This window comes from Bilophila sp. T19-St14, from assembly GCF_059728385.1.
The window spans coordinates 737,610-753,489 of the sequence record NZ_BAAGFT010000001.1 but is presented as its reverse complement, the minus strand read 5'-3'; the positions used below and the strand labels follow the sequence as shown (position 1 = coordinate 753,489).

General features: G+C 47.8%; 19 protein-coding genes. 18 read left to right on the top strand and 1 reads right to left on the bottom strand.

Features of this window, described 5'->3' with window-relative positions; all coding sequences use genetic code 11:
• Positions 1-25 precede the first annotated feature (25 nt).
• The 18 genes from AC6I1V_RS03365 to AC6I1V_RS03280 all read left to right on the top strand — a co-directional run bounded on the left by AC6I1V_RS03365 (position 26) and on the right by AC6I1V_RS03280 (position 13,670).
• The gene (locus AC6I1V_RS03365) at positions 26-724 is read left to right on the top strand and encodes a lysozyme inhibitor LprI family protein (RefSeq protein WP_497736844.1); all 699 of its coding nucleotides are present in this window, start codon (positions 26-28) and stop codon (positions 722-724) included.
• A gap of 117 nt (positions 725-841) precedes the next feature.
• The gene (locus AC6I1V_RS03360) at positions 842-2,353 is read left to right on the top strand and encodes a magnetosome protein MamC family protein (RefSeq protein ID WP_497736843.1); all 1,512 of its coding nucleotides are present in this window, start codon (positions 842-844) and stop codon (positions 2,351-2,353) included.
• A gap of 10 nt (positions 2,354-2,363) precedes the next feature.
• Positions 2,364-4,529, top strand: a complete 2,166-nt coding sequence (locus AC6I1V_RS03355) for a hypothetical protein (protein WP_497736842.1) — start codon at positions 2,364-2,366, stop codon at positions 4,527-4,529.
• Positions 4,463-5,473, top strand: coding sequence for a helix-turn-helix transcriptional regulator (locus AC6I1V_RS03350; RefSeq protein ID WP_497736841.1), 1,011 nt, complete (start codon positions 4,463-4,465; stop codon positions 5,471-5,473). Before AC6I1V_RS03355 ends, AC6I1V_RS03350 begins: the two co-directional genes overlap by 67 nt.
• A gap of 129 nt (positions 5,474-5,602) precedes the next feature.
• On the top strand, positions 5,603-6,037 hold the full coding sequence (locus AC6I1V_RS03345; RefSeq protein ID WP_486853764.1) for an ERF family protein: 435 nt from the start codon (positions 5,603-5,605) through the stop codon (positions 6,035-6,037).
• A 342-nt stretch (positions 6,038-6,379) separates the two neighbouring features.
• Complete coding sequence (locus tag AC6I1V_RS03340; protein ID WP_497736840.1) at positions 6,380-7,183, top strand: hypothetical protein; 804 nt, start codon at positions 6,380-6,382, stop codon at positions 7,181-7,183.
• Positions 7,184-7,261: 78 nt separating this feature from the next.
• Positions 7,262-7,507: a type II toxin-antitoxin system Phd/YefM family antitoxin gene (locus AC6I1V_RS03335; RefSeq protein WP_227327165.1), complete on the top strand. Its 246-nt coding sequence runs from the start codon at positions 7,262-7,264 to the stop codon at positions 7,505-7,507.
• Positions 7,497-7,781: a type II toxin-antitoxin system RelE family toxin gene (locus tag AC6I1V_RS03330; protein WP_479859294.1), complete on the top strand. Its 285-nt coding sequence runs from the start codon at positions 7,497-7,499 to the stop codon at positions 7,779-7,781. The genes AC6I1V_RS03335 and AC6I1V_RS03330 overlap by 11 nt, the downstream gene beginning before the upstream one ends.
• 84 nt (positions 7,782-7,865) lie before the next feature.
• A complete protein-coding gene (locus tag AC6I1V_RS03325) occupies positions 7,866-8,855 on the top strand; it encodes an AAA family ATPase (protein WP_486853762.1) in 990 nt (329 codons plus the stop codon).
• Positions 8,856-8,857: 2 nt separating this feature from the next.
• Entirely contained in the window at positions 8,858-9,178 is a 321-nt protein-coding gene (locus AC6I1V_RS03320; protein ID WP_486853761.1) for a hypothetical protein, read from the top strand.
• 10 nt (positions 9,179-9,188) lie between these two features.
• Positions 9,189-10,166, top strand: coding sequence for a DUF3150 domain-containing protein (locus AC6I1V_RS03315; RefSeq protein WP_486853760.1), 978 nt, complete (start codon positions 9,189-9,191; stop codon positions 10,164-10,166).
• A 4-nt stretch (positions 10,167-10,170) separates the two neighbouring features.
• The gene (locus tag AC6I1V_RS03310) at positions 10,171-10,824 is read left to right on the top strand and encodes a hypothetical protein (protein ID WP_486853759.1); all 654 of its coding nucleotides are present in this window, start codon (positions 10,171-10,173) and stop codon (positions 10,822-10,824) included.
• Positions 10,706-11,740, top strand: a complete 1,035-nt coding sequence (locus tag AC6I1V_RS03305; protein WP_497736839.1) for a vWA domain-containing protein — start codon at positions 10,706-10,708, stop codon at positions 11,738-11,740. Before AC6I1V_RS03310 ends, AC6I1V_RS03305 begins: the two co-directional genes overlap by 119 nt.
• Positions 11,737-11,865 carry a hypothetical protein gene (locus tag AC6I1V_RS03300; RefSeq protein WP_308770701.1) on the top strand — a complete coding sequence of 43 codons (129 nt, stop codon included), beginning with the start codon at positions 11,737-11,739 and terminating at the stop codon, positions 11,863-11,865. Before AC6I1V_RS03305 ends, AC6I1V_RS03300 begins: the two co-directional genes overlap by 4 nt.
• 249 nt (positions 11,866-12,114) lie before the next feature.
• Positions 12,115-12,360 (top strand): hypothetical protein, encoded by a 246-nt coding sequence (locus tag AC6I1V_RS03295; RefSeq protein WP_486853757.1) that lies wholly within the window; start codon positions 12,115-12,117, stop codon positions 12,358-12,360.
• Positions 12,357-12,836: a type II toxin-antitoxin system death-on-curing family toxin gene (locus AC6I1V_RS03290; RefSeq protein WP_486853756.1), complete on the top strand. Its 480-nt coding sequence runs from the start codon at positions 12,357-12,359 to the stop codon at positions 12,834-12,836. The genes AC6I1V_RS03295 and AC6I1V_RS03290 overlap by 4 nt, the downstream gene beginning before the upstream one ends.
• Positions 12,737-13,351 carry a restriction endonuclease gene (locus tag AC6I1V_RS03285; RefSeq protein WP_486853755.1) on the top strand — a complete coding sequence of 205 codons (615 nt, stop codon included), beginning with the start codon at positions 12,737-12,739 and terminating at the stop codon, positions 13,349-13,351. Before AC6I1V_RS03290 ends, AC6I1V_RS03285 begins: the two co-directional genes overlap by 100 nt.
• On the top strand, positions 13,296-13,670 hold the full coding sequence (locus AC6I1V_RS03280; protein WP_486853754.1) for an endonuclease NucS domain-containing protein: 375 nt from the start codon (positions 13,296-13,298) through the stop codon (positions 13,668-13,670). Before AC6I1V_RS03285 ends, AC6I1V_RS03280 begins: the two co-directional genes overlap by 56 nt.
• A gap of 776 nt (positions 13,671-14,446) precedes the next feature.
• On the opposite strand, the gene AC6I1V_RS03275 is transcribed toward AC6I1V_RS03280, so the two are convergent.
• Entirely contained in the window at positions 14,447-15,697 is a 1,251-nt protein-coding gene (locus AC6I1V_RS03275; protein ID WP_486853753.1) for an MFS transporter, read from the bottom strand.
• Positions 15,698-15,880 lie beyond the last annotated feature (183 nt).

Here is a 15,880-nt window from a genome sequence, read left to right as displayed (position 1 = left end):
AGCTGAAATAATCGCAGGAGGATGTATGAGGACTCTCAAATGGATAGGGCCTCTTTTTGTGCTGCTCTGCCTCACACCCAATGCTTATGCAGACTCAGAGGCATTATGCCCATCCAAGGTGTTGGATAGCGGAACCATCACTGGAGTCTACAAGGGCTCACAGTGTGGAGATATGTGTTACGGCGCATTCCAGCTTGATTCTGGGGAGTCCGTTTTCATGCTTGCCGATCCTGATCAGCTTGATCAGGAACTGGGAGAGGAAGGCAACCGGGTTTCAGTAAATTACGATGTCCAACAGTTCTGGAATGTATACGGTGAAGAATGTTCACGGATGGAAGTATACAAAAGCGGACATGTCATACAGCAACCTACCCAAGGAAACGCTTCCACGCAGAATTCCATGCTCAGTGCGGAATACGCCCAGTGCATGGAGAAAAGCGGTGGTGTCACCGTAGCCATGCAGGATTGCCTGACTGCGGAAGAAGAACGCATGGAAGCTCTTCTCAACGCCACGTACAAAAAAACAATGCAGGCAATGGATGAGAAGCAAAAGATCTTGTTGCGTGATTCCCAACGGGCATGGCTCAAATATCGGGAAGGTTCATGCGACACGATGACGTCTGTCCTTGGAGGAACTTTCGCTGGCCTTATCACGACAGGCTGGCGGCTCGAAATGACGGCACGGCGTGTGAGTTGGCTCAAGGATATATTGGATACTTTTTAGTGGTCATGCGGAACAAACCTGTTGTGCTCAAAAAATTCTTTCCATCTTTCCGGCGTCTGGAAAGATCTTCCATTAGTCTATCGATATGGTTGAAACCATTCTCAGGAGACGAGACTTATGCAGAGCAAATTTTCTAAGGAAGAGGAAGTTGGGAAAATTTTTGAGCAGACTGTGTCCACGGCCCCTGTTTTTTCCCATGCGGCAAAGCAGCAGATGGCCAAGATGATAGAAGCTACTCTTCGGAGTCGAACGCACATCCAATGCCGCCTCGATACTTCACAACTGCCTTCCCAGAAAGGGGGATTCATTGCGGAGGAGTTCCATGCCGAATCTTTTAATCTCGATGCCATTCTTAAGGATAAGGATTTTCGGGCTATCACGGATCAGTACAAACCGGAATGGAACCAATTGAATCGTACTGGGAATGATGGTGTAGCCGACATCATTATTACCAAAGGGAACAAGAGCGTTCATGTCGCTCAATCCAAATATGGAGCCAATGCGGAAACAACTGCCGGACGAGGGGAAACAGGGTTTTCCCAGGTAAAAGATGGCAAGGTGAAGTACGATGAAGCAGATACGTATCTCGCCCCCAGTGATCAGACTGCACCGAAGGACGGCAGCGTCAGTATCAAAGAACATGCGGAAGCAGCAGCCCAAGGCAATGACGCTCGTGGTGGAGATCCTGTTCAGACGGAAGCCTATAAGCAAACAGCGAAAAAGGCGAACAGTAGATTGGAACATGAAGGAGTTTCTTCTTCTGAATTGTCCAAAGAAGAAGCAACGCTCATGGGTGAAGGCGATATATCCAAAGTGGATCAAATGGAATCGCGCTACAAGACAGCTTCCACACTACAGCAGATGGGCAAAGCCGCCGCTGGAGCGGCTGCAATGTCAGCTGTTGTCTGCGGAACTCTCAATGTCGTTCGGTATATCCAAATGGTTCGAGAGGGAAAGCTCTCTGAGGAAGAGGCTGTTGTTGAAATTTTAGTGGAGACGGCTTCTTCCGCTGCGGACAGTGCCGTCAAAGCCGGAGCTGTTGTTGGAGCTCAAAGCCTTCTTGTTCGTTATGGCTCTGAAAAGGTGCTCATTGATGCGTTGTCCAAACAAAGCCTCAAATCCCTCGCCAAAACGAATGCCGTTGCCGTGGGGGTCGTATGCGCCATTGATGCTGTGAAGGATCTGGTTGCTCTTGGATTGGGCAAGCTCAGCCGTGAGGAATTCTTTGAAAGGCAAGGCAAAAACGTGCTGAATACTTCATCTGGCGTTGTCGGAGGGACTTTAGGGGCCATCGCAGCGGAAAGTGCTGTCACGGCACTGGGATTTTCGTCATCCTTTATGGTTCCGCTCCTTGGCGGCATAGCCGGTGGTTTGATTGCCGGCCTTGCCATGCAATGTGCCATTGAGAACCATATTGAACGTCCTTACAGAGAGCTGCTCCAAAATACGGAAGACTTGAGGACTGCCGCCGAGGAGCTGCAACGGACATCCCAGAATATACTGGGATGCCGGATTTTGTTCACCAAGGTTATGGAACACGAAAATATTTTGGAACGCATTCTCTCACAGCAATTTTCGAGAATTGATGAGGCTGGAGAGCGCGCACGGGCGACTATAGAGAAAATATAAGGAGAGTAATATGCTTGCACTGACCGAGAAAGAAATCCAATCCATAGACGGTATGCTTGAAAGTAAAATGGCGTGGGCACGAAGCAAGAGTGCGGAAGCGGAACAGCTTGCCCTTGATTGTACCCGCCTCTTATCTTGCACTGAAGAGCGGCTTGGCCAAATCCAGAATCAGGGATTCTTCAAGCGATGCTGGAATCGGCTTTCTGGGCAAACCGGAGCAATGGAGCGAGCCAATACAGCTGATCTGATCCAAATGCAAAAGGTATCACTTCGCTATATCAATATGTTGCAAGAACAACAGATGATGACCGCCCATTCTCTTCTTGCCCTGAAGAACAATTTGGTCACCCTTGCGATCAAAGAAGAAGAGACGCGAAAGCTCGTAGGGCTTCTGGCGGAACGGACGCTCCAACGCTTTCAAGATTTGGAAAAGCGGGTGGATCAGCTTGAAATATCGCAGAACCTTCAAGGCTGGCTCCTCACCCTTGAGGATCGCGGCTATGATGTAAATTACCCTACGCCGTATCTGCGAATGCTCAAAATCATCAATGATTTTTACGGATACAAGAGTGACGGATGGAATTACAACGACATGCTATTCATGCGAAAGGCTCTTCGGACAGTTGGATTGAACCCTAAGGAGCAGATTTCCATGAATATGTTCATGGACACTCTTGTTGAAGAGATCAAGAAACAGGGGTTTGATACATATCGGGAGCTCCTTATCGCTCATATTCCGAGCGATAAGGATGACTTTGGATATTTTGCGATAGAGAATGTTTCTTCACAAGTTTTTACTACACTCAACGGTATTTATACTCAATATACTGATAAATCAGAAGTTATCGAAGCATTGAGTGATGAGCTGTCCATATCGTCCGAAGCGGCGTTAAAACGCCTGCTTGCACGTACCATATCAAAACTAAATGTCGATTTGGACTGTCAGTTGCCATTATCTGATATTGCTGCTGAAATGCTGGTTGGATTAAAACTTACCAATCAATTGCTTATAGAAGATTCTGTTCAAGAAAAAATAAAAGAAGAATGTATAGAGCAAACTGACATTGAGTGCATTGATAGTGATAAGTCCTATGATATACCCAGTGTTCAAAAAGAGGATCAATTTGTTGATGTAATGAAATTGGGTGAACCAAAGTGGAAAATTCAAAACATTCCATTGGAAGATCCTAATTATTTGTATCCTGAAATAAGTGATATTATATTTAGTGAAGATGGATATACTTTTGCTATTCGTGAAGACTATAGTAAAGTATATTTTTATAAAACAAAAGAACTTAAAAATTTTACGTTGAAAAATTCAATAACGAACATTAATTCTCCCGTAAACATTAATAATATTTGGTTTGATTTAGGTGAACAAAAATATTCATATGACGGAAAGAGTTTTGTAAAATTAAAGTTGTCGTCATGCTCTAGTGAAGATATAGAGCTTATTGATATTATTTATGATAACAACAAATGGTATTTTATATGTACACACCCAATGGACTATACATACACAAAATCTGGTATACTATTCAATAGTGAAGGAAGTTCGTACTATGATAATTCAATAATAATTGAATCTGAAGATCTTAAAAGATTTTACATTGTGTATAACTTTAAAGATAATGATGACTTTTATAGATATAATACAAAAATATGTATCCATAATGGAAAATATATAGCTTATGCTGAATATGACGCTGATTTCGAAAATAACTTTATTGCTATTTCGTTGGATGGTGAAAACTGGGAAAAAGTAGAAGAAGAACTTTCAACTGAATTTAAGAAGCTATTTTGGAATAATACATTTAATATTATCACAGAGGGAAAGATTTATTCATCAAAGGATGGTTTTGTTGATGGTTATAATTTTGATATTTCATGTTTTAAAAACAAAAATATAATTGTATGTTTAAATAATGGTGAATTGTATATTTCAAATGACTTAAAAAAGGTAAAAACTATCAAAAATCCTTTTAATGACACATCACCATCTTACTATTCTTTTTTTATTTGCAACAACACTCTTATTGTTTATAATAAAAAAGAAAAAAATTTGCTTACTGGTCTTATTCAAAATAGGCATCAATTGGATAAAATACAATGCCTGATAAAATTGACCAGTCATCAACCGCATCTCGGAAAGCTATCTACTTATTTGGAGTTTTAATATTTGGACATAAGGCGTACTCTCTAAGGCAACTTGCAGAAAAATTAAACTGTTCACGGCAAACAATACTAAGGTTGATTGAAGAGATAGAGTCTACAGGCACATGCAAAATTAAAAAATGGACTTCAGAGAGACAAAATTGGTATCAAGCTGAAATCAATAACCTGCCTACTCCTTTGTCTATGACAGTAGCTGAATATAATCAGCTACTGTTATGCAAGGAATTTGTTAGTCGGATTTTACCACGTGAACATCAATCCTTATTGGAGCAAGCAACTAATAAAGTAGCGTCGTTGGTGGAACATAGAAAAAATCAATTTAAAACCTCTGATTTATATTTCTTAAAAGGTAGTATAGACTATACTCCTCATGAAGAAGTGCTAGAAAATATTATTTCTGCCTGTGATGAACGACGTGTATTGGATGTTTTATATTGGCCTCGTTCCCCATCTACTCCTAAGATACATTCTTTTGTACCCGGTTGTATTTTAGTTTATCGTGAAGGTCTTTATATAAAAGGATGGAAAATAACTAAAAAGGGAAAACAAATACTTGGTGTAATGACATTGGCCCTACATCGTATTCTTGAAATCTGTCCAACACGATTGGTACTCCATGAACAAGATACTCAAGCTTTTTCTCTTACACAGGAGGATGTGTTTGGAATAGTGCCAGAAAAGATTCCGTTTCAAGTCCGTATCAAATTTACTCTTCCTGCTTCAGATTATATTTGTGAACGACATTGGAGTTCTGGACAAAAAATAGAAGCCTTTCCTGATGGATCGATTATTCTAACCATAACAGCACAATCTGACATGGAAGTAATCAAATGGGTGTTGAGCTATGGCAAAGAAGCTACATTGCTTGAACCAGTTCACCTTAGAAAAAAAATTGTCGAAGAATTAGATTGTAGTAAAAAAATATACTGTAATGACAATATTTGATTATTAAAAATTTTTATTGTCGTTCATATATACATAACTATATATTACACTCCAAATAATAAGGGAAGAATCTCTTCTAAATACTCTCTCAAGTAAGTCTGGAGGGAGTATTTTTTTACCGGAGGAAGCATGCAAGACTACAACTCACAGGATACCACTGAACTCGCCAAGGCCCTCATCAAAGTTCAACGCCAGCTTCAACCCGCAACCAAGGATGCCAACAACCCGTTTACCAAGAGCAGATACGCCACATTGAACAGCGTCATGGACTCGTGCCGTGACGCCTTGCTTTCCAACAATATCTGGCTTTGCCAGTATCCGGTTCCTGCCGAACCGGGATATCTTGGGTTGGTCACGAAACTCACCCATGCCGAGTCTGGACAATGGCAGTCGAGCCTTGCCGTGGTCCCCCTGCCCAAAGCCGATCCCCAAGGGGTAGGCATCAGCATGACCTGCGCAGGTATGCGCTTTCAGCCATGCTCGGCATCGTCACGGAGGAAGATACGGACGGAGAGTTCGCTTCAGACAAGCCCAACCGCCTTCAGAGACAGAATAGCGCCGTAAACGCCCCACAGCGGGGCAAAACGGTTCAGGATGATCAGGCAAGCAAAAAATATTTCACCCGCCTCCAATCGAACGTCAGGCGGACTTTCAAAATTGCCTCACCTGGATGGAATTTCATATCAAATCGTATCGGCAGCGGCACTGGCTGCCAAACTCTGCACAACTGAACGGGGAAATACTGCCGAAGCTCTCAAACGCCAACTGCTCCTCCAACGAGGGCACTGGTTTGAGACGGGCGTCCATCAGGCTCTTATGGGATATGGTTTATCTCCCCTTTCTCAACTGGAAATCGGGATCAGACATGGGAACATCCCGATCAAGGCCCATCTGGATTTCACGCTGGTGACTGACCAGCCACATCCGTCTGTACGGATTTTGGAAGTCAAATCCACAGCAAAGCTGCCGACAACGCTTTCCGAGAGCTACGCCATGCAGATCGGCGGGCAGGCGGCATTGCTCAAAGCCTACTGGAACCATCCGGTTTTCAACATCATTCAGGAGACGGGGGAAGTGCTCTGCCACAGGACGTTCCCTGAAATCTGTAGAGAACTCCTTGGCGTATCCCTTTCTGATGATGCTTCAGCTTGCGACGTTCAAGGGTGGGTTCTCTGCCTGTCCATGCATGATGCAAAGGCCTTTGGCCCGTTTCTTCCTGAAAATACGGATGTTGCCCGATGTCTGGATATGGCTTCAGAATTCTGGGAGACGATGAATGACCTGAAAGAACATAGGCTGAATCTGAACGCGGTTCAAACGGCACAGGGGTTTGCCCCCCTGTGCCCGTCATGTTTCTGGAAGGAAGATTGCCCATATTTCAAAGGCTCCTCGCATCCTGAGTGGGAGGATACCGTCGCACAGCTTATGGAGTTGAAAGCACAGAAAAAATCGCTTGATGAGGCTATCGGTGAACTGGAAGTCCGTTTGAAGGCCGCCTACCAGCTTTCCCATACGGTGAGGGGAGAATGGATCAACACGGGAAACCATACGTTCCGGGTGATTCCTCAGAACGGGAGAGTGACATTGGATCGAAAACGTCTGGCTGAAGAGCTTGACACTCTGCTTGGTGAACAGAATGCCCAGACGCTTATGGCGAGATGCGAAAAGCAGGGAGAACCCTTTGAGAGGTTGTATGCGATTCGGATGTGAAAGGCAGAACTCCAGCTTGACAGCTCAATAAAAAGCACCTAATTTAGCATATAAATAGATGTTAAAAAGAGGTTAAAAATGGAGACTATCCACGCAGACATGACAGTGAGCGTAACGGAACTGAAGCGAAATTTTGCTGGTATTCTCGCTTCTGCGCAGGGGAACCCTGTTGCCGTGTTGAATCATAACAAGCCGGAAGCCTACCTTATTCCCGCCCGGCATTACGAACAACTTTTGAGCCGATTGGAAGATGCCGAAGACAGAAAACTTGTCCTTGAGCGCAGTGACGGCCCATTTGTTGAGGTATCACTGAATGAGCTATAAGCTTCGATTTCATGAGCTGGCTCTCAAGGAGTGGAAAAAACTTGGGGCGACACTACAGGAGCAATTCAAAAAGAAACTCGCAGAACGTTTGGAACAGCCAAGAATTCCTTCCGCTGCTCTTTCAGGTATGTCTGATTGCTATAAAATCAAGCTGAAGGCGGCTGGCTATCGTCTCGTATACCGTGTTGAAGACGATATTGTGTATGTTACCGTAATCGCTGTTGGGAAACGAGAGCGCAACATCGTATACAGTACTGCACACAGTCGTATGTAAGATAAGAAAAAAGATTTATCACATCCCGGTTTCTCTTCGGAGAGGCCGGGATTTTCTGTTTTTGAACCCCAAAAGGAGAATATCATGGAATTGCAGAACATTCAGGAACTGGAAGCCCTCACGCCCGTCGAAATGGATGCTGGGCTTGTCTTCAGCGGCGTACCGACAGGAAACAAGATTTGGGGATTCCAGAATCCCTGCCTGTATACCCCCGCTATCGACCCACATTACAGCTTTCATGAATCGGCACGGGATGCCGCCGTTTGGTTCATGAACAAACTTGATCCGCTGTATCTCTACGGCCCTACGGGTTCGGGAAAGACGAGCCTCATCAAACAGCTTGCCGCACGTTTGAACTATCCCGTGTTTGAGGTGACGGGACACGGACGGATGGAGTTCGCTGACCTGTGTGGTCATATTTCCCTGCACGAGGGAAGCATGCGTTACGAGTACGGGCCGTTGTCCTTGGCGATGCGTTACGGGGGACTTTTCCTGATAAACGAAGTGGATTTGCTCTCTCCAGAGGTTGCCGTAGGGCTCAACGGCGTTCTTGAAGGTGCGCCGTTGTGCCTGCCGGAGAACGGTGGGGAAGTCATTCCTCCGCATGAAATGTTCCGCATCGCCTGCACGGGCAACACCAACGGAGGCGGGGACGACACCGGGCTTTATCAGGGAACCGGGAGGATGAACCTTGCTTGGCTTGATCGCTTCATGCTGTGCGAGGTCAATTACCCGGATGCCGCAGTGGAAAAGGATTTGCTGGTGAAGCTCCATCCGGCCCTGCCGGAACACCTCGCCGTCAAGATGGTGGATTTCGCCAATGAAATCAGGAAGCAGTTCATAGGCGCTTCCGATTCCTACACGGACACCATCGAGGTGACGCTCTCCACGAGAACCTTGCTCCGCTGGGCGGACTTGACCCTGCGCTTTCAGCCGTTGGCGCATCAGGGCATCCAGCCGTTGTCCTACGCGCTGGATCGGGCTTTGGGTTTCCGGGCGTCCCGGCCTACCCGCGCCATGCTGCATGAACTCCTCCAGCGGATGTTCCCGATGGATTGCCATCTGGGGGAGTAAAAATGGCTCCGGCAGCCATGCTGGAGCAATGGCTGGCCTCAATTCCCAGGCATATGGAGACGGCCCCAGACTATCTCGACACGCTTCCTCAGCTTCCGCAGGTGATTTTGAAAAACGAGGCTTCTTCACGCTTCCGGCGTGGGGAAGCCTTTTCCCATGCGCTGGAGATTCTCCGGGGATGTTCCGGGCAATCAGGCCGAAGCCTGGCCATTCCTGCGGATGATTGCGTGGATGGAAACCCTGTCCGGGAATTGCTGCAACGCTCCCTCCAAAAACTCTCTGAAGACGATCACATCGAACTCTTAACCCCTTTAACCCAATAACGGAGTTGTCATGGATACCCCCATTCTTTCCGACATCAAGGTTCTCGACAATCTTCTCGCCCTGAATCTTAACGTCAGCCTCTGGTCCGCCCGCAAGAAGATGGTGCTGGAAGACTTCGGCGGCGCGGAACTTCCCCCGGAAGACCTCGCCTCTCTGGGTTCCAAGCGCATCGCTGATCCCAATAGCCTCAAGGTGTTCTCCACCCTGAAAGCCCGTGCCTTCAATTTCCTTGACCGCCACGGCATCCGGTTCATGTCCGGCTGGGCCATCCCGGAAGACAAGGCCGGAGAGATCATTAGGGAACTCATAGGCATCCGGGATGAATTCCTGAAGGAAAAAGATGCGTTCCTCGCCGATTACGACAAGTCCATTGAAAATTGGATCAACAAACACACGAAGTGGGCCGGCATCATCAGGGAATCCACGGTGGGTTCCGAGTATGTCCGTTCCCGTATGGGATTTTCCTGGCAGTTGTACCGGGTTGCGCCGCTCATGGATCATGCCGTCCCGGAAGCCGTTGCTGAGTCCGGCCTCAACGAGGAGGTGGAGAATCTCGCCAAAACGCTTTTCGGGGAGATTGCCCGTTCCGCGGATGAAACATGGAACCGCGTCTACGCGGGCAAAACGGAAGTGACCCACAAGGCGTTGTCCCCCCTGCGGACGCTCCAGCGGAAACTGTCCGGCCTGACCTTCATCAATCCCCATGTGAGCCCCGTGGTGGACATCATCCAGACGGCCTTCAATCGGGTTCCCAAGAAGGGCAGCATCACCGGGGCGGATTTGGTCATGTTGCAGGGACTTGTGTGTCTGCTCCGTGATCCCGATGCGCTCATTGCCCATGCCGGGCGGCTTATCGAAGGCTATGGGCCCGCCAGCGTGCTCGATGCGGTAACGGCTCCTGCCATGCGGGATATTCCTGTGCGTGAGGACTTGCCGGAGGTCATGTCCGTCCCCCATGCCAATCTCCCCAACGTAGGATTGTGGTAACATCATGTTGAAGCTAAAGGATATCATGGATTGCTTGCCGCTGCTGGCGAGCGTTTTGGGTAACCAGTACGGCGTAACGGTGGAAATCGGCGGAAGTGAAGCCTATACGGACGGCAAAACGATTCACCTGCCCGCGCTTCCGTTGGATTCTGAACCGGAATTGATAACAATGATAAAAGGATATTGCGATCACGAATCCGCTCATATCCGGGAAACGGACTTTGAAATTCTGAGAAAGGCCCAATTAACGCCTTTTCAGCATAATCTGTTCAACATCCTTGAGGATTGGCGTGTCGAAGAGCGCCTTTCGGCACGGTATCCGGGATGCCGGGAAAACTTCAGACACCTGATTCAAAAGCTCTTTGGAGTACAAAAGGCCGGGGATACGAACCCGGCCTTTTCCATTTTGAACACCATATTGCTAACGGTACGTTCGTGGTCGGTGGACGCAATTATCCCCCGCAGAGAATCCGTGGCGAAGACGATGGAACGCCAATATCCCGGACTCCGAAAGGCATTGGACGGGATTCTCGATAGGAATGAGGGATTCCTGCAAGGATACCGGAGACTGCATCCGGTATGCGCTGGAACTGGAGCAGGCCATCCTGCAATGGTATTCCGAACAAACGGATGTCCAACAAAGGAGAAAAAAAGATGAATCCATTACAAAGAATTCTCTGGATACAGCCAAGGTTTCCCTGGATGCTCTGGCGAGTATGCTGAACGCTTCCTCTTCTGATGAGCTGCCCAAAGGGGTCGGCGAGTCTCTGGCGGAACGGATCGAGTTAGACAGCCCCAAGGACAGGCAGAAGCAACTGAGGGTTGCCGTCATAGGGCAGAAGCGGCTTGCGGAGCTTCCTCCCGGACAACTCAACCGGATCGAACGCCAGACTGCCGGACTCGGTTTCAGGCTTCAGGGATTCATGCAGGCGCAGAAATGGCTGCCCGTCATGCCGGGAGCACGAGGCCGTTTTTTCTCTTCTCTGTGCCACAGATTGGCTGTCGGGAATTCCAGAGTCTTCGTGAAGAACGGTTTCAGGGAATCGCCGAATACGGCGGTTCATATCCTCTTGGACAGCAGCGGTTCCATGACGGACTCCGGCCTCATGTTGGCGAACGCCGTGTGTTATGCCGTGGGAAAAGCCCTTCAGGGTATCCCCGGCGTAAATCTGAGCATTACGGCGTTTCCCGGCGCAAACAGGGCGAAACGCGGGGCAACGGTGGTGCCTGTTCTTCGGCACGGTGAAAAGCTCACCGCCAGATTCCCCGAAGTCGCCTATGGGATGACTCCGATGGCGGAATCCCTCTGGTGGGTCATGCAGCAGATGTATTTCCTCCGCGAGAGCAGAAAAATCATCCTGATCATCACGGACGGAGAACCCGACTCCATCCCCGCCGCACAGGAGGCGTTCAAACAGGCCCAGAAAAAAGGTTTTGAATGCTGCGGCCTCGGCATCATGTGTCCGGGCATCGCAGCCTTGCTGCCTCATGCCAGCCGCGTCATTGAGACGCTTCCACAGCTTGCCCCGGCACTGTTCGGACTGCTCGAAGATGCCTTGAGGAGGAACGCATGACGGATACCTGCCGACTGTGCCGCCTTGGGCTTTTGACGAGGGTGCCGCTGTGTCTTGGAAAACATATCGAGTGGGACTACGGAACTGCCCGCCAGTGCCGTTTGTCCCGCTTCATAACCAGATAGAAAGGAGGAACATATGAACTGGTCTGCGTGGATCGCTGTTGCCATTGCCATACTTGAAGCCATCCGTGAGGAATCGGATTAAACGAAAAACGAGGAGCACCCGATGTGTTCGGGTGTTCCTCATTCTGTAAAGTGTAAGAAATTTTTTGTGTCCGATTTTTGGGTATTAAACATGGAATTGGAAAGATTCATGACGTTTCTTGACAAATCAAGATGAACTGCCTAGTTTCAAGAAAAGGAGAAGGAAAAATGACGCAATCAATTGCAACAACAGGACAAAAAGTCAAATTTGCAACGCAGCTCTCCCCGGACGTTCTTGCCGAATTACGTCAAATGGCTCACGAGGAGGGGCGTCAGATTCAATCCATCCTTGATGAAGCCCTGAGGGAATACATTGAAAACAAAAGGAATGCCAAGCCACGCACGCATGTGATGGCCGCTCTTTTTTCAAGTATGACGGAACATGACGCGCTCTATGAGGCTCTGTCCAAATGAGCCGGGATTATCTTACAACTGCCGATGTCCTTGGTTTGCATGCCATATTGCTCGAACGCTACGGAGGGGCTTCCGGCATCAGGGATATGGGTGCGCTGGAGTCTTCCGTCTATCGGCCTCAATGCGGTTATTACGCTGATATTGTGGAAGAGGCTTGTGCCCTGATGGAAAGCTTGTTGATCAATCATCCTTTTGTGGATGGCAATAAAAGGACGGCATTCGCCGCATTTGACGTATTCCTGCGTATTAACGGAAAACGCCTAAATGGATTCGGCAAGACTTTATACCCTGATCATACACTGGATAGAGCTTCCTCCCTCAATGCGATTACAGAATATGATGCAAGATGTGCGACCCTTTGTTCTGGAGTAAATCAATGGCAAACACGAAATACTATCGCCTTATGCTCGGCAAGGGTAGCCGCCATGCAGAGCAATGTCTTGCAGAGCGTTTCATTGGTGCGGATTATGGCATAGAACGCGACCTGTCTCGCGAGCTTCCTGACAGCTGGCGTCAGTTCAACGCGATGTTCATTCCTGTCTATCAAGAAACGCATCCCGAAAAGACCAAAGTTGCCGCCGGACTTGCCTGCGGCATGCTCTGGACTGTCTGTAAAGGTATGTCCGATGGAGATATTGTGCTTTGCCCTGACGGAACAGGCTGTTACCGTGTGGGAGAAATCAGCGGCCCATACCACTACGAATCGGGGCAGGTACTTCCACATCGTCGTCCAGTACGATGGTTGGATATAGCCATCGACCGGAGTGAAATGAGTTCCGCGTTGAGGAATTCAGCAGGGTCTATTGGCGCTGTTTGTAACATTTCCGATTATGCGGAAGAAATCAAAGCATTGCTGGCTGTGCATCAACCTAATCCCATTCAGGTTCAAGACCCGGACATCGAAAACCCTGTCGCCTTTGTGCTCGAAAAGCATCTTGAAGATTTTCTTGTGGCCAACTGGGTTCAAACGGAACTGGGGCGGAGGTTATGATATTTTCGAGGATGACGGCGAAATCATTGGACAACAGTTTGCTACCGATACCGGGAACATGGACATTCTCGCCATCAGCAAGGATAGGCGAGAACTGCTGGTAGTAGAACTCAAAAAAGGTCAGGCCGCGGATAAGGTTGTGGGACAGATTCTCCGATATATGGGCTATGCCGCTCAGGAATTGGCTGAGGAAGGTCAAACGGTCAAGGGTATCATCATTACTCAGGAAGATGACCTGCGCCTCAGAAGAGCCTTATCGGTAACGCCCAATGTGAGCTTTTACCGCTATCAGGTGAGTTTCAAGCTGATCCCTTCATAACTTCCCATATGTATCTTTTTACGTCAGGCCTCCTACCATCTGTCATAGATAAAACCGAAGATGCGTAAGGCTTGCCAATCCTCCATTTTATGGATACGGTCTGTACAACAAACGCAACCAGACGGGTATAAAGTTTAATGAGTTAAGGGAGTTAAGCCTGAATCTCCCCCTCTCCGCCAGAAATTTTGAACCCACTGGAAACAGTGGGTTTTTTGTTTTTGCCGTGAGCTTTATTCCTGTGGATACAGTTCAGGGATACATTTAGAGCTCATCATGCCATTTGTCGGGGTATCTTCTCACTCCCGGTACCGTTTCTACCTGACGACCCATCGTGCTATACTTTATTTCCGCATTCTTGTTCCCAACCATCTGCAATCACTGATTGGTCAACGCAAGTCAGACGTTCTCTGAATGGTCTGGACAGTTGCAGTACTCGCACCAAGGCAATGTAATAAATTTTTGCTTCTGATTTTTTAGTCAGCTCACAGCAAATGTAAAAAGATAATAGTTTAATATGTTATGCTTTGTCCTATGAGTAAGATAATCAACAATGTTGGTATTTTTTTACATATCAAAATAGGTTGACTCACCTTATAAATGAACGTCTTCAAGACAGCAATAGTACAATAATTTGATTCATACAGAATATTCTATTTATAGTAATATTTTTCTTTGATATTTTGAGGAGAAAACTTATGTACAACATCTTTAGCTAGATTAATCCATGAGCAGTATATACGGCTATTACTGTATTCACTTTGTATTAGAGGCGTATTTTATTGAACGCTAGAAACTGGTTCTCCTTTAAGTGCATGGCGCAGGGCAGGTAAAAACAGTGCCGTTATCGTGAGCAGTGCCAGCCCTGCACACGGCGCCGCCGCCAAAGCGAAAAAAGCGGCGCTATAGCTGGCATGGTGGGCGAAAAGGCCGCCGTAAGCGTTGCTGAAGGAGGCCCCTACGCCCTGAATAGTCAGTACAAAGCCAAGCCCCATATTGATATGCCCGCCGCCTTGCAGAAGACGGGCGACAATGCCGGGTGTCGCCACGCCGAGCAGTCCCGCACCTACACCATCAAGCAATTGCACTGGTATGATGCTCCAAGGGCTATTCCATAGGCCCGCAATACATCCTCGTAGGGGGAGGGCTAACAGGGCCATGTAAAAAAGCGGCCCATACCCCTTTCTTTGTGCGATATGAGCACCCCACAGAGCGGTCAGAATCATGGTTGTTTGTGCTAACACTACTGTGCCAGCCGTGTAAGCTGCCGCATTTACCTCGAAACGGGCGACAGCCGACTGCCCTAATAACGGCAGTAAGGCCGCATTCCCAAGGTGGAAGAAAAAAAGCGTCATCCCCACGACCAAAAGTGATTTGTCGGTGAACAGTGGATACAACTTTTTTGATTTTAACGCGGCATGTCCAATACTGTCGGGATTGAGGCCACGCGCGACGGCATAGTCTATGTGCCTAGGGGCAATGCCCAATAAACAGAAAATGGCCATGCCTCCCATGAGTGCCATCACAAAAAAGACGCCGGGAATGCCGGAGGTATATCCAATAACGCCTCCCAAGATGGCGGTAACCGCGTTTCCAGCATGGCTCCATGCTTCATTCGTTCCTAAGCGTGCAGGGAGCCCCCGTTGTCCTACCATGCCCAGAGTAATACCAGTCAGGGCGGGCATTATGGCTGCTGCGGCCGTACACGACAGGATTTTGGAAAATGTTACGGCAGCGGCCCCATTCCATGAAAAAATCATACCACACGCCACTACTATCAATAATACACTGGTCGCGATAAGCCCGCGCTTATATCTAGTGTGATCAGCAAGTGCTCCCAATGGGGTTGTGCATACAAGCCCAGCCAGGCCGCCCGCTGTCATGACAAATCCTATTTCATCCGGCATCCAGCCTAGGCTTTGCAGGTAAACGCCCAAAAAGGGGCCTAACCCGTCGCGCACATCTGCAAGAGAGAAGCAAAGCAGTGAAAGAAAAATCAATGATTTCTGCTTTGAAGGCGTATCTGGCATATGTTGTCCCCAATGAGTTGATTATAAAAACGGGTTGATCGCCACTATAAGAAAAAAGACACATTTTGAGAAGAAGGCACAAGATGGAGCATGGCAGTACCACGTGTGAAGTAGTTGCGTGGTATACAAAGTAAAATAGGAAATCCGGCATGCTTGGTTGCCCTCTTTTCGTATTTTTGTTAT